The sequence below is a fragment of the Pelomonas sp. Root1217 genome (genome assembly GCF_001425705.1).
In the GTDB taxonomy this organism is placed as follows: domain Bacteria; phylum Pseudomonadota; class Gammaproteobacteria; order Burkholderiales; family Burkholderiaceae_C; genus Pelomonas.
In genome coordinates, this window is record NZ_LMDC01000012.1 from 658,642 (window position 1) to 676,902 (window position 18,261).

The window sequence follows — 18,261 nt, forward strand, 5'->3', positions numbered from 1 at the left end:
GCAGGAGGCCATGATGGCCGACAATCCCGGCCCTTGCCTGTTTGCTGCCGCTTCGACGGCTTTGCGATGAATTCCGATCTTCCTGATCCCGTCACCCCGTCCGAAGAACCGGCAGCCGCTGTGCCCGCACGTGTGTCCGTGCCCGAGGTTCAGCCTGAAGCCACGCCCCAAATCGAGAGCGCGACCGAGGCTTCCGCCGACGTCGCGCCGGCTGCTGCGGGCTCGCCCGCTGCGCCGGCCGTAGACGCCACGGCCGAGCTCAAGGCCCTGTTCCCGGCCCTGTTCACCGGCAAGCCCAAGCCCGTCAAGCTGCGCGTGCAGGCCGACATCCAGGAGCGCGCACCGGGCAAGTTCAGCAAGGCACAGCTCAGCGCCTTCTTGCGCCGCCACACCGGCAGCACTGGCTATCTGATCGCGCTGACCCAGGCCAAGAGCCGCTTCGACCTCGACGGCAACCCCGCCGGTGAGATCACGGAAGAGCATCTGAACGCCGCCAAGGAAGAGCTGACTCGCCGCCGCGGCCTGAAGCAGGAGCGCGAGCAGGTGGAGCAGGAGCGCCACCAGCTCGAGGCGCAGCAGCGCCGCAACCGAGCCCAGCTGCTGTGGGACTTCGAGCGCACGACGCTGACCGAGGCCAACTTCTGCGTGCTCAAGGGCGTGGTGGCTGAGGAGCTACCGGGCCTGCTGGAGATCGCTCGCAAGGAGCGCGCCGAGGCGCCGCCTGCCCCGCCGCGGGAGGTGCGCCGCGATGGGCCCCCGCCGCGCCGCGATGACCGACGCCCCGGTGGTGGCGGTCGCCCCGAGGGGCGCTCAGAAGGTCGCCGCGAAGGTGGCCGGCCGCCGCAGCGCCAGGGGCAGGGCAGGAAGCCCGATCAGCCGCGCCGCGATCAGGCGGCCAAGCCCCAGGTAGCAAAGGCGCAGCCGGCCCAGGAAGCTGAGCCGACCAAGGATCAGGCGCCCGAGTAATCGGGCCGCGTCATCAGGCCGAGTAGCGTTGCTCCAGGTAGGCGAGCAAGGTGCGGATCGTCTGCGCCTCGCCGCCCACTGGCCGTCCGGCGCGAGGCGCGTCGTTCCAGGCGAACAGGTCGACGTGCAGCCAGTCCTGCTGCGGTGGGAGGAAGTCTTCCAGGAACAGCGCGGCGTTGATGGCGCCAGCCAGCGGGCTCTTGCCGGTGTTGACGATGTCGCCGATCGTGCTCTCGATGCCGGCGTGATACGGCGCCCACAGCGGCATATGCCAGAGCGGGTCGTCCAGCTTCAGGCCCAGGTCGACGAGGTCGCGGGCCGTGTCCATGTGCTTGGCAAACAGCGCCGGCAGCTGCGCGCCCAGGGCCACGCGCGCGGCGCCGGTCAGCGTGGCCAGATCGATGACGAGGTCGGGCTTGCCTTCGGCGGCATAGGCCAGCGCATCGCAGAGGATGACGCGCCCTTCGGCGTCGGTGTTGCCGATCTCGATGTGCAGGCCCTTGCGGGTCTTGATGATGTCGCCGGGCCGGTAGGCGTTGCCCGAGATCGAGTTCTCGACCGCCGGGATCAGCAGTTGCAGGCGCACCGGCAGCTTCAAGGCCATGATGAGGGTGGCCAGGCCCAGCGCGTTGGCCGCGCCGCCCATGTCCTTCTTCATCTGGCGCATGCCCTCGCCCGGCTTGATGTTCAGGCCGCCGGTGTCGAAGCAGACGCCCTTGCCCACCAGGGCCAGCTTGGGGTGCTTGGGATTGCCCCAGTTCAGCTCGATCAGGCGAGGTGAGCGCGTGCTCGCGCGGCCGACGGCATGGATGCTGGGGAAGTTCTTCCTCAGCAGGGCATCGCCAACGGTTTCCGCATAGGTCGCGTCGTATTGTTTGGCCAGGGCCTTGGCGGCGGCGGCCAGCTCGGCCGGGCCCATGTGCTCGGCCGGCGTGTTGACGAGATCGCGCGTGGCCGAAATCGCCGCCGCCAGCGCCAGGCCGCGTTCGGCGTCAGCACCGCCCTTCAGCACCAATGTGGCCGGCGCGCGCTTGGCCGGCTTGTAGAGGTCGAAGCGGTAGCCGCCCAGCTCCCAGGACATGGCAGCGCCTTCCGACTGCAGGGCCAGGCCGGCGTCATCCAGCTTGTAGACACCTTCCGGCAGGGCCAGCGGCAGGTGGCTCAGCGCAAAGGGGTGGGCGCTGTGGGCCACGCCGGCAAAGACCTGGGCCAGGCGGCCATCGGCTCCGGGAATCAGGGCGTGGCTGTCCGCCGCACCGACAAAGCCGACCGTCGCCAACCAGGCGCGGGTGGCCGGTGGCAGGCCGGGGGCCAGGGCCTGGAACGCGGCGCGATCCACGACGGTGATGGGGGTGGCCTTGGCCGGGAGGGTCTTTTTAAGCTGGACGGTCATCGCGGAGTCCTGGATTCAAAAAGCGCATTGTCTGCATAGCCGGTGACCGCAGACCACAGGTGCAAAGAAGTGTGTATGGGCTGTCAACCACCCCCAACCAGCCGGCGTTGTGCCTCCCAATCGCGCCCCACTCGGCGTGAGACGGCCCTCCAAAGGCCAGACAGCCATGATGAAGATTCAGCCCCGCACCGAACACCCGCCGCGCCGCCTGCCTCTCCCCGAGGTGGCCTGGAGCGCCGAGGAATCCGTCGAAAAGGGCCGCAAGCACGAGGCCTTCGACACCGGTTTCTACAGCGGCGAACGCCGCGGCCTTGCTCGCGCCATGCGCCTGGACCGCAAGCGCTAAAACCCGCCACTCTCCTTTTTGCAGCCCGCCGCCCGGCACCGGACGGCGGGCTTTGTTTTGGGCTGAACGGGAAATCCTCCCGGATTTGCGGGCGTGACAGCGCCGAGAATGCGCCCCCATGAAAGCCGCCCGCCGCTCCATCGCCTTCTTCTCCGGCCTCCTGCTGTACTGCTTTGGCGCGGGCGCCGCCATGAAGTACGCCAACACCGGCCTGCCGCGCCAGGTCTATGCCCAGCTGGGTGGCCGCAACAGCCTGCAGGTCATGCTCGGCGAGGCCGTCGCCATTGCGCTGCTGCTCTTCATTGCCGCGCTGATCTGGGGCTATCTGACGCTTCGGCCGCAGCGCCGCCGCCACCGCCCCTATGTAGCGTGGATGATGTCCGGCGTCGGCGTGGCCTGGGCCGGCTGGCTGATCTTCGGCGCCTTCAGCTTCGCGCTGAAACCGCGCGCCTACTCGGCGCCCATGCAGAGCATGTTGCTGTCGTCCAGTGCGGCGCCGCTGTTCGGAGCCTTCAACATCTTCGGCGTCGTTGGCGGCGTCTGGCTGGCCGGCCGGCTGGCCAAGAGGCGCCAGGTGGGCCTGCCCAGCACGCGCTCACGCCGCCATCATGGCGAGGACGAGGCTGCCGCCGATGCCGGCGCCGACAGCACCGTGTCGACCATCGCGCCGCACTCGGTGTCGCCACCGGCGAACTGAGCCGCGGCGCATGCCCCGCGCGGTCTGCCCGCGCTGCGAGCGCCCGGCCTCTACCTGCCTGTGCGCCACACTGCCAGCGCCGCTGGCAGTGCGCACCGAACTGCTCATCCTGCAGCACCCCTCCGAGGCGGGCCACGCCAAGAACACCGCCGCCTTCCTGACGCTCGGGCTGAGCCCGGGCGCTCAGCTGCTGCGCGGCCAAGTCTTCGATCCGGCCCTGGCCGTTGCCGGCACCGCCTTGCTCTACCCGGGCGACGGCGATCCCGCCACGCCGGGGGATGTCGACCGCCTCATCCTGCTGGACGGCAACTGGCGCCAGAGCCGCCGCCTGCTGGCCGCCAATCCCTGGCTGGCTGCCTTGCCGCGCTTGAGCCTGCCGGAACGGCCCGGGCGCTATGCGATACGCCGCGCCCATCGGCCCGGCCAGCTGTCGACCGCGGAGGCCGGTTTGGACGCCCTGGCCCTGCTGGAAGGCGGCGCGGAACGCTTCGCGCCGCTGTGGGCCGCTTTCGACGCCTTCGTGCAAGCGGGCCTGTCGCGGCAGGGTGAAAGCGGTATGGCCTAGGATTTCGGGATGTTCTCGTTCCTGCGCCCCCTTCTTCCGGCTCTGCTGGCCGCCCCGTTGCTGGCCTTTGCCGCGCCGCCCGAGGCGGCCACTGAGCATGTGCAGGCTCGCCTCGTTTCCAGCCAGGCCACGGTCGCGCCGGGCCAGCGTTTCCAGGTGGCGCTGGAACAGAACATCAAGCCGCATTGGCATACCTACTGGCTCAACCCGGGCGACTCCGGCCAGGCGACGACGATCGACTGGAGTGGCACCCAGGCCGGGCCCATCCAGTGGCCCACGCCGGCCATCCAGGCCATCGGCCCCATCGTCAACTATGGCTACGAAGGCCGCGCGGCCCTGCTCGTTGAGTTGACGGTGCCGGCCGACGCCAAGCCCGGCAGCCGCTTCAAGCCGGCGGCCGAGGTGAAGTGGCTGGTCTGCAAGGATGTCTGCATTCCCGAGCAGGTGTCGCTGGGGCTGGATCTGCCGGTGGCGGCCCAGGCCAAGGCCGGTCCCGACGCCGCCCAGATCGAGGAATGGCGCGGCGCGATTCCCAAGCCGGCGTCGTTTGCGGTGCAACTCAAGCCCGCGCCCCAGGGCGTGCGCCTCAGCGGCCCGACGGCGGGCGTGACCAAGGCCTATTTCTTCGCCGACACCTGGGGCGCCGTCGCCCACAGCGCGCCGCAGGCCTTCAAGGCCGAGGGCGGCGGCTGGGCCCTGGACATCCCGGCAGGTGACGAACCCCTGGCCGCCGGCAAACCCCTGAGCGGCGTCGTGGTGCTGACGACGGCCGCTGGCGACCAGGCCTGGGCCATCACGGCGGCCATGCCCGAAGGCGCCGGCAAAGGCCCGGGCCCGGCCGACCTCAGTGCTCCGGCGGCCGAAGCCGCCGCGCCGGTTGCCGCGCCCGAAAGCGATCTCGGCCTGTTGCCGGCGCTCATGCTCGCCCTGGTCGGCGGACTGATCCTGAACCTGATGCCCTGCGTCTTCCCGGTGCTGTCGATCAAGGCCCTGGCCCTGGTGCGCGAGGGCAACCACAAAGCCGAGGGACTGGCCTACACGGCCGGTGTGCTCGTCAGCTTCGCGGCGCTGGCGGCGGTGTTGATCGCGCTGCGCGCCGGCGGCCAGCAGGTGGGCTGGGGCTTCCAGTTCCATTCACCGGTGTTCGTCCTCATCGTCAGCTATCTGCTCTTCCTGGTCGGGTTGAACCTGTCGGGCTTCTTCGAATTCGGCGGCAGCTTCACCGGCGTGGGTTCCAGCCTGGCGGCGCGCCAGGGCTTGGCGGGCAGCTTCTTCACCGGTGTGCTGGCGGCCGTCGTCGCCACGCCCTGCACGGCGCCCTTCATGGGCGCGGCCCTGGCCTTTGCGCTGTCCCAGCCGGCGGCGGTGTTGCTGGCTGTCTTCCTCGCGCTGGGCCTGGGCCTGGCGCTGCCCTTCCTGCTGCTGGCTTTCTGGCCCGCGGCGCAGCGCTGGTTGCCGCGGCCCGGCGCGTGGATGGACAAGTTCAAGCAGTTCCTCGCCTTCCCGATGTATGCGGCCGTCGTCTGGCTGCTGTGGGTGCTGGCCCAGCAGGCCGGGCCGGACGGCGTCGCGATGGCGCTGGGCGGCCTGGTGTTGATCGCCTTCGCGCTGTGGCTGCACCGCGCTGGGAGGGGCGTCGTCAGCGGCGTGGCGATGGTGGCCAGCTTCGTGCTCGCGCTCAGCGTCATTCACTGGATCAGGCCCGTACCCGCCGACGCTCATGCTGCCGCACCGGGATCTGCCATCGAGGTCTACAGCGCCGAGCGCCTGGCCGAACTGCGCGCTCAAAACAAGCCGGTCTTCGTCAACATGACGGCGGCCTGGTGCATCTCCTGCCTCGTCAACGAACGCGTCGCGCTGTCGCGCCCCGAGGTCAAGGACGCCTTCGCCAAGGCCGGCGTGGCCTATCTGAAGGGTGACTGGACGCGCGAGGACCCGAACATCACCGCCGTACTCAAGGCCCATGGTCGCTCGGGCGTGCCCCTCTACCTCTACTACGCACCGGGCGCCGCCGAGGCCCAGGTGCTGCCGCAAATCCTTACCCCCGGTCTCATCGTCGAGGCCATCTCTGTGCCCCCCGCCTCTTCCAGGAGTTCGACATGACCTTGCTTCGCCGCAGCCTGCTCGCCGCCCTGATCCTTCCCGCACTGGCTCACGCCACGGCCAATGTCGACGCGCCCGCGCCGACTTTCTCCGCCACGACGGCCGACGGCAAGACCGTCAATCTGGCCGACTACAAGGGCAAGACCGTCGTGCTGGAGTGGACCAACCACGACTGCCCGTATGTCAGGAAGCACTATGGCGCCGGCAATATGCAGACCCAGCAGAAAGCCGCCGCGGCCCAGGGCGTCGTCTGGCTGCAGGTGATCTCCTCCGCGCCCGGCCAACAGGGCTTCGTGGACGGTGCTACCGCGCAGAAGCTCAACGCCGACCGCGGCGCAGCGCCCACTGCGACCCTGCTCGACCCCAAGGGCGAGCTCGGCAAGCTCTACGGCGCGCAGACGACACCACACATGTACGTCATCAAGGCCGATGGCACCCTGGCCTACAAGGGCGGCATCGACAGCCTCGCCACGCCCGACAAGGCCGACATCGCCAAGGCCGAGCCCTACGTCACCGAGGCCCTGGCAGCGGTGGCTGCGGGCCGCAAGGTCGAGAAGGCGTCGACGCGACCCTATGGCTGCAGCGTCAAGTACGCCAGCTGATTTCGCCTAGAAGACCGACAGCCCCGTCTTCGCGACGAACAGTTCCAGCGCCCGGCGGCCCAGCAGGGAGTTGCCGGTGCCGTCCAGCGCTGGCGACCAGACGCACAGCGTGAGCTGATCGGGCACCACGGCGACGATGCCGCCGCCGACGCCGCTCTTGCATGGCAGGCCGATGCGGAAGGCGAACTCGCCTGCGGCGTCATAGGTGCCGCAGGTCAGCATCAGCGCATTGACGCGGCGCGTTTGCGCCGTGTTGAGAACGGGCGTGCCGGCCAGCGGGTGGCGGCCATCCCGGCACAGGTAACCGGCGGCGCAGGCCACCTGTTCGCAGCTCATCGCGATGGCGCATTGGTTGAAGTAGACATCCAGCACCGTGGCGACGTCGTTGTCCAGCGTGCCAAAGCCCTTCATGAAATTGGCCAGCGCCGTGTTGCGGAACCCGGTGCCGGCCTCCGAGCGCGCCACCTCGGCGTCGATGCCCACGGCCTCGCCGCACAGCCGGCCGAGCAGCGCCAGCAGTTCGGTCTTGGCATCGCCCTGCGACACCAGGCGGTCTGCCACCGCGATGGCACCGGCATTGATGAAGGGGTTGCGCGGAATGCCGCGCTCCGTCTCCAGCTGCACCAGCGAATTGAACGGGCTGCCCGAGGGCTCGCGGCCGATGCGGTCCCACATGGCCTCGCCCAGCGCGCGGATCGCCAGCGTCAGCGAGAACATCTTGGACATGCTCTGAATGGAGAAGGGCACCGCGCTGTCCCCAGCCGCCGCCGTCTCGCCCGCACAGGTACGCAGCGCGATGCCGAACTGCAGCGGCGACACCCGCGCGAGTGCCGGGATGTAGCTGGCGACCTTGCCGCCGGCCGTGGCGAGTTGCGGGCGCAGTTCGGCGTTGATCTCGTCGAGGATGAGCTGGAAGTCCATGGCGGCCATTCTGGCCCGGGACAATGCTTCACCCATGCAAGCTCTGCTCGACGCCATCGCCACCTCGGCGGCCCTTCCCCAGGACGCCCAACGCCTCTTTCACGGCCGCGGCGGCCTCCATCCCGGCTGCGAGCACCTCACCTTGGACGTCTATCCGCCCGCGCTGCTGCTGACCAGCTTCGAGCCGCTGGCCGACGAGGCGCTGGCTGCCATCGGTGCGGCGATCACGGCGCGCTGGCCTGAGGCGCCCTGGGTCTTCCAATGCCGCCAGGAGGGTGGCCGCGTTCAGACGCGCCTGATGGCCGGCACCTTGCCCGATCCGCATGTCGTCACCGAGGCCGGAATACCCGGTATACGCTACCTCGTGCACCTGCTGCGCGGCCAGAACCACGGCCTCTTCCTCGACATGGCCGAAGGCCGGCGCTGGGTGCGCGAGCACGTGTCGCCCGGCGCCAGGGTGCTGAACCTGTTCGCCTACACCTGTGCCTTCTCGGTCGTGGCGCTGCAGGCCGGAGCGGCCGAGGTCGTCAACGTGGACATGAGCGACGGCGCGCTTGCGATCGGTCGCCGCAATCATGAACTCAACGGTGTGAAAGCCGGCGCCAAATTCCTGGCCCACGACATCTTCAACTCCTGGGGCAAGCTGACCCGCGGCGGGCCGTATGACCTCGTCATCTGCGACCCGCCGAGCTTCCAGAAGGGCAGCTTTGTCGCGACCAAGGACTACGCGCGGCTCGCGAAGCGGCTGCCTGCGCTGCTGGCGCCAGGGGGCCAAGCGCTGCTGTGCCTGAACACGCCCAAGCTGGGCCCGGACTTTCTGCACGGCGTGGTGGTCGAGCACGCGCCTGAACTGGCGTTCGTAGAGCGGGTCCCGAACCCGGTGGCATTTGCGGACGTCTCGGAGGACCGCGCGCTCAAGGTGCTGGCCTACCGGCTGCCCTGAGCCCGCCGCGCCTCAGGAAAGCCGCCCCAGCTCCGCCAGCAACTTCGCCCGCGCTGCCGGGTCGTTGACAGCCTCCGCCAGCCGATTGAAGAACACTGCCCGGCTGTCCGTGCCGGCGGCGGCGCGCTTGATCAGCACCTTGGCGATAGGGCCGACTTGTTTCGCCAGCAGAACCTGGGCCTTGTCCATGACGACCTCGTTCAGGGGCCCGCCGATGAAGGTGCCGCTGCCCGCCGAGCCCGCCGTTGCGCCCTTGGAGCCGCCGGACGACGGCGAGCCCGCCGTGCCGCCCGCCGTGCGGTGGTGATGGCCGCCGGTGACGAGGCTGGCCTGGCCGAGGAAGGCGTCGCGGGCACGCGGGTCGGTGACCTGCTCGGCCAGCTTGCTGTAGAGCTCGTTGATGTCCTGGCACTCGCGCGCGGCGCGGCGCACCAGCACGCTGGCCAGCGGACCGACGTGTTTCGCCAGCGTCAGCTCGGCCTGGGTCAGCTGGGCCTTGTCCCAGTGCGAGGGCGTCGGGGCGCTGGCCGTGCCCGCCGTGGAGCCGGGCAGCGACGTGCCTGACAGCGAGGGCGGTGCGACAGTGGGCGTGGCCAGCGGCTGCGCGGGGCGCGCGCGCGCTGGCGCCAGCATCACGGTCTTTTCCCAGCCGGTGTCGTCGATGTTCTGGCCGATGCCGTCGGTCAGGGCCTGCTTGAATTCCTCGGCGGTGGCATAACGGTCTTCGGGGCGCTTGGCCAACGCGCGGGCAATGATGGCGTCGAACCAGCCCGGGCGCTCGACACCCTCGATGGTCGACGGCGGCTGCGGCATGTCGTTGACGACCTTGTACATCAGCGCCTCGGTCGTGCCGGCGAAGGGCGCGCGGCCAGTGAGGAGCTGGTAGAGCACGACGCCGGCGCCGTAGATGTCCACACGCCGGTCCATGGGCTTGCCCAGGAACTGCTCGGGCGCCATGTGGCTGGGCGTGCCCACCATGTAGTGGGTCTGCGTGAGGCTGGTGCTCTCGATGCGGGCGATGCCGAAGTCGGCCACCTTGAGCCGCCCCCCGGCCGTCGTCATGATGATGTTGGCGGGCTTGATGTCGCGGTGCCAGACGCCCTTCTCGTGCGCGTGGTGCAGGGCATCGAGCAGCTGGCTCATGATGCCGGGGATGTCGGTGTCGGTGAAGCGGACCTTGGCGCCGAGGTAGCTGGCGAGCGAGCGGCCCTCGACAAACTCCATCGCGATATAGGCCACGTTCTCTGCGCGGCCGAAGTCATAGACGGCGACGATGCCCGGATGGTGCAGCCGGCCGGCCGCCTGGGCCTCGTTGCGAAAACGCGAGGCCGGCGCGCCCGGGCTGTCGTCGTCGGCGTCGAGCTGGGTGCGGATGGTCTTCAGCGCAACCGTGCGCTGGATGTCGGGGTCGAAGCCCTTGTAGACGACACCCATCGCGCCTTCACCGAGGATCTCGGTGATGCGGTATTTGCCCAGCTGGGTCGGGTGCTTCTTGTCGCTCATGCGCTGAAATGACTCATGTGTCCAGCAGCTTCATGGCCTGCACGACGCTGGCCCGCATGCGGGAGAAGGAATGGGACAGCGTGGCGATCTCGTCCTTGCTGGTGGCCTGGAACTCGGGCGCGTCCAGGTCGCCCTGACTGACGCGGTCGGCCAGCGCCGACAGGCGCGTGACGGGGCGCACGACCAGCATCCAGACCATCAGGTTCAGCACGACGCCGACGGCGACGAAGACGCCGATCAGCGACGTGATGAAGACCTTGAAGGTCTGGTCGGCGCGCTGCAGCGGTACGCCCAGCGGGACTGAAACGACCTGCGCGCCGATGACCTCGTTGAGATTCCAGCCGAAGCCGTTGGCCGGGCCGTACTTGGCGACCATGGTGGCCGGCGCGGCCTCGACGCTGCTGTGGCAGGCCAGGCAGGCCGGGTCGGTGATGCGCAGCGGGCGGGCGATGTACAGCGACGGGCCGGCGGGCGTGTCGCGCGTGCCGACGGTTTCCTTCAGATCGGCCGAGGAGCGGAACTGGCCGACGATGTCGACCTCCCAGCTCGTTGCACGGTCGCGCGGGTTGGTCGGGTTCAGCGTCGCTTCCTTGTAGGCGAACTCGGGGTGTTTGGCCAGCAGCGTCCCCAGCACCTCGGTGGCGGAAAAGCTGGGCACCGTCTCCGGCAAGAACTTGTCGGTCATCTGCGAGACCAGCAGCGGCTTGATCTTCGTGTTGGTGTAGCTGCGCACCGCCAGCGCCTTCTCCATGAGCATCTGCGCGGTGGCGATGGTTTCCTGCTTGGCGTTGTCCTGCAGCAGATTGCGTGCGATGTAGCCGCTCAGGGCGATGCCCAGGCTCATCACGAGCAGATAGACCAGATTGAATTTGGCGAGCAGTTTCATGGTGTTTTTCCCGGAGGCCGGCAATGGTAGTGCGCTGATGTGGTTGAGTGGCTTCGTGCTTGCTCGTGGTTCCCGGTGCAAATCCACAGAAGAAAGGGCGCCCGACCGAAATCGGGCCTGTCCGATGCAGCCCCTGGTCGCGCGGTTGGGCTTGGACGCTGTGCTCGGCAGCGCCGGCCGCCGCTGCCGCGTCCGCTTCCCCACGCTGCAGGCGGCGCTGGCCGAATTGGCGGCGCGGCATGATGCTGGCCATGAACTCGCCCATTGACCGCTGCAACGACGGCAGTGCGAACCCGCCGCGGCTGCGCCGCGACATCAACCTCGGCACCCTGGCCGAGTTGCCCCGCGCCTCGACCGGCTGGTGTGCGACGCACGCCGAGCAGCTCGCCCTCTTGAAGGCCGACGGCCACGAAGCCGTGCAGATCTGGCAGCCCACGCGCGAGGCCGCCGGGGCCGCGCGCGACGCCGGCCTGGCCGTCACCGGCATCTGCCGCGCACTGGTCCCAGCCGAGGTGGACGCCATCGTGCGTGAGCAGCGCGACCTCGGTTGCGAGATCACGACGCTGCACGTGGGCAACTCCTTCGAGACCGACGCCGAGATGGATGCCCTTGCCGCGGCCGTGCTGGAAGCCTCGGCGCGGCACGGCCACCCGCTCTATGTCGAGACCCACCGCGGCACGATGACCCAGGACCTGCGCCGCACGCTGGATCTCGTCGAACGCTGGCCGGCGCTGCGCTTCAACGCCGATCTGTCGCACTGGTACACCGGCCACGAGCTGACCTATGGCGGCGAGTTCCACGACCGTGCGCAGCGGCTCGCGCCGGTGTTCGAGCGCGTGCGCTTCCTGCATGCCCGCGTCGGCAACCCAGGATGCATCCAGACGGGGCTCGACGACCCCGGCGACTACCTCAGCCACTTCCGCTGGATGTGGCAGCGCTGCTTCGAGGGCTTTGTGCGCGGCGCCGGGCCGGGTGACTACCTGAGCTTCAACGCCGAGCTGCTGCCGCAGAAGATGGGCGCCGACTTCTGGCTGCACTACGCCCAGCCGCGTACCGACCTGGCGGGCGACCGTTTCAACGGTGAGCCCAGCGATCGCTACGCGGATGCCGGGCGGCTGTGGCAGATCGCCGGCGAATGCTTCGAGGCGGCAACACGCGCGGTGGTGGGCGCGCCGCGCTGACATTCACTTCGCGGCGCGTTGCTGGCATGTGAATGGCCCCGGCGTGACAGCCCTGCGTCAGCACATCGGCCGCTGTCGCGCCATACTGCGGCCACCATGCGCATCCTGCTCGTCGAAGACGACGAACAACTCGTCGAAACCACCGCCCGCGCGTTGCGCTCCCAGGGCTGGGTCGTGGACTGCACCGCCCGCGGCGAGCCCGTGCCGCGCTCGCTGAAGGAGGACGCCTACGACCTCCTCATCCTGGACATCGGCCTGGCCGGCATCGACGGCTTCGAGACGCTGCGCCGCGTGCGCGCCGAGAGCATCGCCGTGCCGGTGCTGATCCTGACCGCCCGCGACGCCGTCGAGGACCGTGTGCGTGGCCTGGAAGGCGGCGCTGACGACTATCTCGTCAAGCCCTTTGCACTGACCGAACTGGTCGCCCGCGCTCGCGCCCTGGTGCGGCGCAGCCAAGCGCGCACCAGTAACCAGCTGCAGCTGGCGCGCCTGCGCATCGACCAGGAAGCCCGCCGCGCCTACATCGACGACGAGCCATTGGCCCTGTCCGCCCGCGAATGGGACGTGCTCGGCTTCCTGATGGCGCGGTCGGGCAAGGTCGTGCCCAAGGAACACATCGCGCTGGCCAGCAATGCCTGGGACCAGGGCGTCAGCGACAACGCCATCGAGGTCTGCCTGTCGCGCCTGCGCGCCAAGATCGAGCCCGGTGGTGTGCAGCTTCGCACTGTGCGCGGTCTGGGCTATCTGCTAGAGGAAATTGGCTGAGGGTTCGCGCTCCAGCCTGCAGCGGCGGCTGTTCGGCTGGCTGATGCTGCCGCTGGTGCTGGCCTTGCCCGTGCTTGGCACGGCGCTGTACGAGCAGGTCAGGCACAGCGCGCAGAGCTGGCTCGACGAGGGCCTGGAGGACACCGCGCTGACGCTGGCAGGCCAGATCGACGTGCGCAGCGGCGAGCCCCGCATCGATGTCAGCGCGACCATGGACCGCGCCTTGCGCTTCGACCGCCAGGACGATGTTTTCTACCTGGTGCTGGCGCCGCGTGGCGAGGTACTCCAGGGCGACGCCGGCCTTGCGGAACTGCAGCCTCGCCCGGCCCCGCAGGCGGCGGGCCACAGCCATTACGGCGACGTCAGGCTGCGCGGCCGCGAGCTGCGCCTGGTGCAGCTCGGCCATGACTGCGGCACCGGTGTCTGCCAGATCCTCGTTGCCGAGACCTTGCACAAGCGCGACGCGCTGCAGAGCGAGATCGGCAGCTCGGTCGCGTTGAACGGCGCGGCGCTGGCTTTGCTGCTGGCCCTGGCCGGCTGGTGGGCCATCCGCCAGGGCCTGGCGCCGCTGACCGGCCTGAGCGCCGAGCTGGAGCACCGCGACCTGCACCGCCTGACACCGCTGGCGGCCCGCCTGCCGCGCGAGCTGGTGCCGCTGCAGGCCGCTTTCAACCGCCTGTTCGAGCGCCTGGCCCGTGCGGCCGGCGCGCAGCGCGAATTCCTGGCCGACGCGGCCCACCAGTTGCGCACGCCGCTGACCTCCCTGCAGACCGAGATCGAGCTGGCCATGCTGGAGCCGCACGACCAGCGCGTGGACCCGCTGTTGGAGCGGCTGCGCCAGCGCGTCGTGCGCAGCGCCCGCCTGGCCCAGCAGCTGTTGTCGCTGGCCCGCGCCGAGGACCGCAGCGTCGACGTGGGCCAGCGCATCGACCTGCGAGACATTGCCACCGAAAGCGGCCAGGACTGGGCCCATCGCACGCTGCCTGCGGGTGTGGACCTCGGCTTCGAGTTGGCCGAGGCGCCGGCACTGGGCCATGCCTTCCTGCTGCGCGAGCTGATCGAGAACCTCATCCACAACGCCGTCAGCTATGCCGGCGCGAGCGCCCGCATCACCGTGCGTTGCGGCAGTGATGCAGCCGGATCCTGGCTCGAGGTCGAAGACAACGGGCCCGGTATCGCGCCGGCCGATCGCCCGGCCGCCATGCAGCGCTTTCGCCGCGGTGACGCCGCCACGGGCACGGGCAGTGGCCTGGGCCTGGCCATCGCGGCCGACATTGCGGCCCGGCATGGTGGCCGGCTGGAGCTGCTGGACGCCCACGCCGGCCCGGGCCTGCGCGCCCGGCTCAGCCTGCCGCCGCTGCCTGCGGACCCAGCCCCAGCTGCTTGAAGAGGTTCATCGCGACGACGACGCGCCGCCCCGGCGTGGCCGGCACCTCGTGCATGGTGATGCCCGGGAACATGATCAGCGTCCCGGGCCGCGGCTGGTAGGCGCTGGTCTTGGAGAACACCAGCGGCGCGCAGCCGGCTTCAGCTTCCAGGTAGACGACGCAGCTCAGGTCGGCCGGCCAGTGGTTGTGCGGGGCCGTGTAGTCGGCTTGTTCGTAAATGGCGCCCCAGCAGTGGGTGACGAGCAGGTCCAGCCCGAGCGAGTCGAGCTCGCCCGACCAGGCTTTGGGCGCGGCCGCCTTGGCGATCTCGACGACGCTGGCGCACAGCGGCAGCAGCTTGGCATTGAGCATGTGGCTTTTCCACGGGCTCATGTACACCGACTTCACGTTGGACTCGGGCGACTGCGGGTGGCTGACGCGCAACTCCTCGATGGCCTCGCGCGCCAGCTGCAGCCGGTCCGCGATCGGGCCCAGCTCGGCAATGATGACCGGCAGTTCGGTCTGGACACTGGCGCCGACGATGCGTACGGATTCGGGAGTGCTCATGCCGACATTCTGGCCATCGGCGCTGGCGGGCCAAGGCCGGAAAAGCGCCCGGTTCAGCCCAGCGCTTCGTACAGCGCCTGCATCTCCTGCGTCAGCTTGTGGCGCGCATCGAGATGGATCATGGGCCGGCTCAGCTCGTGCGATTCCTTCACCTTGACGCTACTCGACAGGTAAGGCTCCAGCACCGGCAGCCCTTCGTCCAGCAACTCCTGCACGACGCGCTGCGGCAGCGAGGCGCGGGCCTGGAACTGGTTGACGACGATGCCCTCGACGGACAGATCGGGCGCATGGTCGGCGCGGATCTCGTCGACGGCCTCCAGCAGGCCGTACAGTGCCCGGCGGGAGAAGTCGTCGCAGTCGAAGGGGATCAGGCAGCCCTGGGACGCGATCAGCGCCGAGCGCGTGTAGAAATTGAGTGCTGGCGGCGTGTCGATCCAGATCTCGTCGTATTCGTCCGCCAGCGGCAGCAGCGCGTCGCGCAGCTTGTAGATCTTGTAGCGGCTCTCCAGCTTGCCGTGCAGCTCATCGAGCTCGGCACTGGCCGGCATCAGGTGCAGGTTCTCCCAGGGCGTCTCGGTGACAAAGTCGGTCGCGGCCGGCGGGCGCACGCTGAACTTCAGCGTCGAGTCGAAGAAGGCGGCCGAGCCCGGCGCGCCTTCGTCCAGCGCGTCACCCATCAGGTAGCGGCTGGTGTTGCCCTGGCGGTCCAGGTCGATGACCAGCACGCGCTGGCCCGCTGCCGCGGCAATCGCCGCCAGGTTGCTGGTGATCGTGGACTTGCCCACGCCACCCTTCTGGTTGAACACCACACGCCGCATCGCCGCCTCCGTTGCTGGATGCGGCAATTGTGCACTGCACAAAAATCAGTGGGCGGGCGTGGTTTCGGCGAGCGGGTGGGCGATGCCGCCATCGCCATAGGTGCGCACCACCTCGGCGATGACCACCTGGTAGCCCCGCAGCCATTTGGCCTGGGCCTGCTTGGCCTCGCGGTGCGCCGGATGACTCATCAGCTGCTGCAGGGCCTCCATCGAGTCCCAGTAGTAGACGTTGGAAATCAGCCCGTTCGCCGCGTTCTCCCAGGTCTCCTCGCCGAGGTAGCCCGGGATGGCGCGGGCGATGGCGGCGATGCGGTCGTCCAGCGCGAAGAAATCGGCGTCGTAGTCGCCCTTGGCGAAGGTGAAGGTGGAGGTGTACATCAGCCGATTGTCGCGAGTGCCCGCTCGACGAAGCGGCGCGGCACTGTCGTCTTGGGCACGCGCACCGGAAACCAGCTGCGGATGTCGCTGTCCACGCCGATGCCGTGCATGAAGTTGTAGAGGCCCTTCTTCAGCCCCTGGCCCAGGCCGTCGTGATCGGTGGGCGTGGGGTCGATGAAGGCGACGTCGTTCTTCGCAAAGCGGCCATCGGCGGGCAGGGGCTGTAGCGTGACGCCGTATTCCGCCGGGTTCAGTCCGACGGGCGAATGCACCGTGCAAGCGAAGCGGTGGAAGAAGCCGCTGTGGATGCAGCCGTTCTCGAACAGCTGGCGCACGTATTCCAGCGCGTCCACGGTGTCCTGCGTCGTCTGCGTCGGGAAGCCATACATCAGGTAGGCATGCACCAGCACGCCGGCATCGGCAAAGGCCTTGGTCACGCGCGCCACCTGCTCGATGGAGACGCCCTTCTTCATCAGCTTCAGCAGCCGGTCCGATGCCACCTCCAGCCCGCCGGAGATGGCGATGCAGCCGCTGTCGGCCAGCAGCTGGCAGAGCTCGGGCGTGAAGGTTTTCTCGAAGCGGATATTGCCCCACCAGCTGATGGCCACGCCGCGGCGGATCAGCTCCTCGGCCAGCGCCTTGAGCGCCTTGGGCGGCGCGGCTTCGTCGACGAAGTGGAAGCCTGTCTGGCCCGTCTCCTTGACGATGGCCTCGATGCGGTCCACCAGCACCTCGGCCGAGGCCGCCTCGTAGCGCGAGATGTAGTCCAGCGACACATCGCAGAAGCTGCACTTCTTCCAGTAGCAGCCGTGGGCCACGGTCAGCTTGTTCCAGCGGCCGTCGCTCCAGAGCCGGTTCATCGGGTTGAGCATGTCCAGCAGCGACAGATAGCGGTCCAGCGGCAGGCCGTCCCAGGTCGGTGTGCCGACGTCGTCGAAGGGAATGTCGGGTTCGACGAAGTTGGTGTACTTGACCGCATCGCTGTCGCGCCAGAAGGTACGCACCAGGCGGGTCTTGGAGCGCTTGCCGGCGATGTGCTCCAGCAGCGCCAGCAGCGGCCGCTCACCGGCGTCCAGCGTCACGTAGTCGACAAAGTCGAAGACGCGCGGCTCGGCCAGCTCGCGCAGTTCGGTGTTCACATAGCCGCCGCCCAGCACGCAAACGACCTCTGGCCGTGCGGCCTTGATCGTCTGAGCGATGCGCAGGGCCGCATAGACCGAGCCGGGGAAGGGCACGGACAGCAGCACGACCTCGGGTTGGTGCTGTTCCAGCGCGGCCAGCGTCAACGTGTGCAGCGTGCGGTCGACGAAATTGGGCGGAGCGGCCAGGGCGGTGGCCAGCGGATCGAAGTGAGCCTGCGCCGCGGCGAGGGATTCGGCGTAACGGACAAACTCAAAGCGTTCATCCACCGCGTCGCGCAGTACGTCGGCGAGGTCGTTCAGGAAGAGGGTTGCGAGGTGGCGCGCGCGGTCCTGCAAGCCGAGGGCGCCAAACGCCCAGGCGAGCGGGTCGCCGCCGTCCTCGTCTACATAGGCGTCCAGCGAAGCGAAGCGTGCGCCTTCGGGAAGGAAGGCGCGGGTATTGATGCGATGGGCCAGCGTCGGGTCGCGGCCCTGCAAGAAGCCGAGGACGCGTGGCGTGGCGGCGGCTATTGCCGGGAACTCGGCGGCAAACCAGGCCGTCTGCGGCGTGCGCTCGCCTTCGGGCAGGGCCAGCACGGCTTCATGCAGCTGGGCCAGGCCGGCGGGCGTGAACAGCTCCAGCACCAGGGCCAGCGCCAGGTCGACCTGCTGCGCATCGATGCCGCGCGAGCGCAGGAAGCCCGTCAGGTAGGCGGTGGATGGGTAGGGCGTGTTCAGCTGCGTCATCGGCGGGATGACGGAGAGGACGCGGGGAGACTGGCGAAGCATGGACGGGATTGTCGCGGTGCGGCGTGGTGCGACATGCCTAGCAAATGCCTCACAACCTAACTGACCGGTTTCACGCGTCGCTGTGAGGCTGGATCATGGATGTGTAACGGTGGCCGAACGGACCCGGAAGCGCCACTTGTTCACAGCGTTACGACGCGATTTCAGATACATTTTTTTCACTGATGACAAAGGCACACCCGAGCGAAAGCCGGGGTCGCAAAGCTTCCGGTCTAAGGCCCGCCTGGCGGGTTACGACAGCGGGGTTGCCAAGGACAAGCCGCCGGCAGATCGCCGTCGACATGGCAGCTCTCCCGTCGCCGGATGCGGCGCGACGCCCGACCGGGCGTTTG

At 69.0% G+C, this 18,261-nt stretch carries 19 protein-coding genes and 1 riboswitch; of the genes, 11 read left to right on the forward strand and 8 right to left on the reverse strand.

Translation table 11 applies throughout. The features are described from left to right. Nucleotides 1-33 precede the first annotated feature (33 nt). Complete coding sequence (locus ASC95_RS12010) at nt 34-966, forward strand: ProQ/FINO family protein (protein WP_235537902.1); 933 nt, start codon at nt 34-36, stop codon at nt 964-966. Between the two features lie 13 nt (nt 967-979). Here the strand turns inward: ASC95_RS12010 and ASC95_RS12015 are convergent, their stop codons facing one another. Then, nucleotides 980-2,359, reverse strand: coding sequence for a M17 family metallopeptidase (locus ASC95_RS12015; protein ID WP_057297926.1), 1,380 nt, complete (start codon nt 2,357-2,359; stop codon nt 980-982). 169 nt (nt 2,360-2,528) lie between these two features. Between ASC95_RS12015 and ASC95_RS12020 the strand changes: the two genes are divergently transcribed. From ASC95_RS12020 to ASC95_RS12040, 5 genes are all read left to right on the forward strand, one after another. Next, nucleotides 2,529-2,705, forward strand: a complete 177-nt coding sequence (locus ASC95_RS12020) for a hypothetical protein (RefSeq protein ID WP_235537903.1) — start codon at nt 2,529-2,531, stop codon at nt 2,703-2,705. Nucleotides 2,706-2,823: 118 nt separating this feature from the next. Then, nucleotides 2,824-3,402: a hypothetical protein gene (locus tag ASC95_RS12025; RefSeq protein ID WP_057297928.1), complete on the forward strand. Its 579-nt coding sequence runs from the start codon at nt 2,824-2,826 to the stop codon at nt 3,400-3,402. Between the two features lie 10 nt (nt 3,403-3,412). Continuing rightward, nucleotides 3,413-3,967: a tRNA-uridine aminocarboxypropyltransferase gene (locus ASC95_RS12030; protein WP_057297929.1), complete on the forward strand. Its 555-nt coding sequence runs from the start codon at nt 3,413-3,415 to the stop codon at nt 3,965-3,967. 9 nt (nt 3,968-3,976) lie between these two features. Then, entirely contained in the window at nt 3,977-6,070 is a 2,094-nt protein-coding gene (locus ASC95_RS12035; RefSeq protein ID WP_057297930.1) for a protein-disulfide reductase DsbD, read from the forward strand. Beyond that, a complete protein-coding gene (locus ASC95_RS12040; RefSeq protein ID WP_057297931.1) occupies nt 6,067-6,672 on the forward strand; it encodes a redoxin domain-containing protein in 606 nt (201 codons plus the stop codon). The genes ASC95_RS12035 and ASC95_RS12040 overlap by 4 nt, the downstream gene beginning before the upstream one ends. Before the next feature lie 6 nt (nt 6,673-6,678). On the opposite strand, the gene ASC95_RS12045 is transcribed toward ASC95_RS12040, so the two are convergent. Continuing rightward, on the reverse strand, nt 6,679-7,602 hold the full coding sequence (locus ASC95_RS12045) for a glutaminase (RefSeq protein WP_057297932.1): 924 nt from the start codon (nt 7,600-7,602) through the stop codon (nt 6,679-6,681). Between the two features lie 25 nt (nt 7,603-7,627). Here ASC95_RS12045 and ASC95_RS12050 point away from each other — a divergent pair, with 25 nt between their 5' ends. Next, nucleotides 7,628-8,536, forward strand: coding sequence for a class I SAM-dependent methyltransferase (locus ASC95_RS12050; protein ID WP_057297933.1), 909 nt, complete (start codon nt 7,628-7,630; stop codon nt 8,534-8,536). 12 nt (nt 8,537-8,548) lie between these two features. Here ASC95_RS12050 and ASC95_RS12055 read toward each other — a convergent pair whose 3' ends face one another. After that, entirely contained in the window at nt 8,549-10,039 is a 1,491-nt protein-coding gene (locus ASC95_RS12055) for a serine/threonine-protein kinase (protein ID WP_057297934.1), read from the reverse strand. A 13-nt stretch (nt 10,040-10,052) separates the two neighbouring features. Beyond that, nucleotides 10,053-10,925, reverse strand: coding sequence for a DUF3365 domain-containing protein (locus ASC95_RS12060; protein WP_057297935.1), 873 nt, complete (start codon nt 10,923-10,925; stop codon nt 10,053-10,055). Nucleotides 10,926-11,049: 124 nt separating this feature from the next. Here ASC95_RS12060 and ASC95_RS31880 point away from each other — a divergent pair, with 124 nt between their 5' ends. The 4 genes from ASC95_RS31880 to ASC95_RS12075 all read left to right on the forward strand — a co-directional run bounded on the left by ASC95_RS31880 (nt 11,050) and on the right by ASC95_RS12075 (nt 14,258). Then, complete coding sequence (locus ASC95_RS31880) at nt 11,050-11,193, forward strand: hypothetical protein (protein ID WP_157256206.1); 144 nt, start codon at nt 11,050-11,052, stop codon at nt 11,191-11,193. After that, complete coding sequence (locus tag ASC95_RS12065) at nt 11,177-12,106, forward strand: sugar phosphate isomerase/epimerase (protein WP_157256209.1); 930 nt, start codon at nt 11,177-11,179, stop codon at nt 12,104-12,106. The genes ASC95_RS31880 and ASC95_RS12065 overlap by 17 nt, the downstream gene beginning before the upstream one ends. A gap of 96 nt (nt 12,107-12,202) precedes the next feature. Beyond that, nucleotides 12,203-12,871 (forward strand): response regulator transcription factor, encoded by a 669-nt coding sequence (locus ASC95_RS12070; protein WP_056191837.1) that lies wholly within the window; start codon nt 12,203-12,205, stop codon nt 12,869-12,871. Then, nucleotides 12,864-14,258, forward strand: coding sequence for a sensor histidine kinase (locus ASC95_RS12075; RefSeq protein ID WP_057297937.1), 1,395 nt, complete (start codon nt 12,864-12,866; stop codon nt 14,256-14,258). Before ASC95_RS12070 ends, ASC95_RS12075 begins: the two co-directional genes overlap by 8 nt. Here the strand turns inward: ASC95_RS12075 and ASC95_RS12080 are convergent. The 4 genes from ASC95_RS12080 to ASC95_RS12095 are packed head-to-tail and all read right to left on the reverse strand — an operon-like array spanning nt 14,215 to nt 17,911. Further along, nucleotides 14,215-14,805, reverse strand: coding sequence for a hypothetical protein (locus ASC95_RS12080; RefSeq protein ID WP_057297938.1), 591 nt, complete (start codon nt 14,803-14,805; stop codon nt 14,215-14,217). The genes ASC95_RS12075 and ASC95_RS12080 overlap by 44 nt on opposite strands. 53 nt (nt 14,806-14,858) lie before the next feature. Next, nucleotides 14,859-15,623 (reverse strand): ParA family protein, encoded by a 765-nt coding sequence (locus tag ASC95_RS12085; protein WP_057297939.1) that lies wholly within the window; start codon nt 15,621-15,623, stop codon nt 14,859-14,861. Nucleotides 15,624-15,668: 45 nt separating this feature from the next. Beyond that, complete coding sequence (locus ASC95_RS12090) at nt 15,669-16,001, reverse strand: antibiotic biosynthesis monooxygenase (protein WP_057297940.1); 333 nt, start codon at nt 15,999-16,001, stop codon at nt 15,669-15,671. Then, nucleotides 16,001-17,911, reverse strand: a complete 1,911-nt coding sequence (locus tag ASC95_RS12095; RefSeq protein ID WP_057297941.1) for a radical SAM protein — start codon at nt 17,909-17,911, stop codon at nt 16,001-16,003. Before ASC95_RS12095 ends, ASC95_RS12090 begins: the two co-directional genes overlap by 1 nt. A 180-nt stretch (nt 17,912-18,091) precedes the next feature. Then, nucleotides 18,092-18,182: riboswitch (cyclic di-GMP riboswitch) on the forward strand. The last annotated feature ends 79 nt before the right edge of the window (nt 18,183-18,261 follow it).

Coding starts and splice junctions, on each gene's coding strand:
- ASC95_RS12015 (WP_057297926.1), bottom strand. CDS start 2,359: ATGACCGTCCAGCTTAAAAAGACCCTCCCGGCCAAGGCCACCCCCATC.
- ASC95_RS12020 (WP_235537903.1), top strand. CDS start 2,529: ATGAAGATTCAGCCCCGCACCGAACACCCGCCGCGCCGCCTGCCTCTC.
- ASC95_RS12025 (WP_057297928.1), top strand. CDS start 2,824: ATGAAAGCCGCCCGCCGCTCCATCGCCTTCTTCTCCGGCCTCCTGCTG.
- ASC95_RS12030 (WP_057297929.1), top strand. CDS start 3,413: ATGCCCCGCGCGGTCTGCCCGCGCTGCGAGCGCCCGGCCTCTACCTGC.
- ASC95_RS12035 (WP_057297930.1), top strand. CDS start 3,977: ATGTTCTCGTTCCTGCGCCCCCTTCTTCCGGCTCTGCTGGCCGCCCCG.
- ASC95_RS12040 (WP_057297931.1), top strand. CDS start 6,067: ATGACCTTGCTTCGCCGCAGCCTGCTCGCCGCCCTGATCCTTCCCGCA.
- ASC95_RS12045 (WP_057297932.1), bottom strand. CDS start 7,602: ATGGCCGCCATGGACTTCCAGCTCATCCTCGACGAGATCAACGCCGAA.
- ASC95_RS12050 (WP_057297933.1), top strand. CDS start 7,628: ATGCAAGCTCTGCTCGACGCCATCGCCACCTCGGCGGCCCTTCCCCAG.
- ASC95_RS12055 (WP_057297934.1), bottom strand. CDS start 10,039: ATGAGCGACAAGAAGCACCCGACCCAGCTGGGCAAATACCGCATCACC.
- ASC95_RS12060 (WP_057297935.1), bottom strand. CDS start 10,925: ATGAAACTGCTCGCCAAATTCAATCTGGTCTATCTGCTCGTGATGAGC.
- ASC95_RS31880 (WP_157256206.1), top strand. CDS start 11,050: ATGCAGCCCCTGGTCGCGCGGTTGGGCTTGGACGCTGTGCTCGGCAGC.
- ASC95_RS12065 (WP_157256209.1), top strand. CDS start 11,177: ATGAACTCGCCCATTGACCGCTGCAACGACGGCAGTGCGAACCCGCCG.
- ASC95_RS12070 (WP_056191837.1), top strand. CDS start 12,203: ATGCGCATCCTGCTCGTCGAAGACGACGAACAACTCGTCGAAACCACC.
- ASC95_RS12080 (WP_057297938.1), bottom strand. CDS start 14,805: ATGAGCACTCCCGAATCCGTACGCATCGTCGGCGCCAGTGTCCAGACC.
- ASC95_RS12085 (WP_057297939.1), bottom strand. CDS start 15,623: ATGCGGCGTGTGGTGTTCAACCAGAAGGGTGGCGTGGGCAAGTCCACG.
- ASC95_RS12090 (WP_057297940.1), bottom strand. CDS start 16,001: ATGTACACCTCCACCTTCACCTTCGCCAAGGGCGACTACGACGCCGAT.
- ASC95_RS12095 (WP_057297941.1), bottom strand. CDS start 17,911: ATGCTTCGCCAGTCTCCCCGCGTCCTCTCCGTCATCCCGCCGATGACG.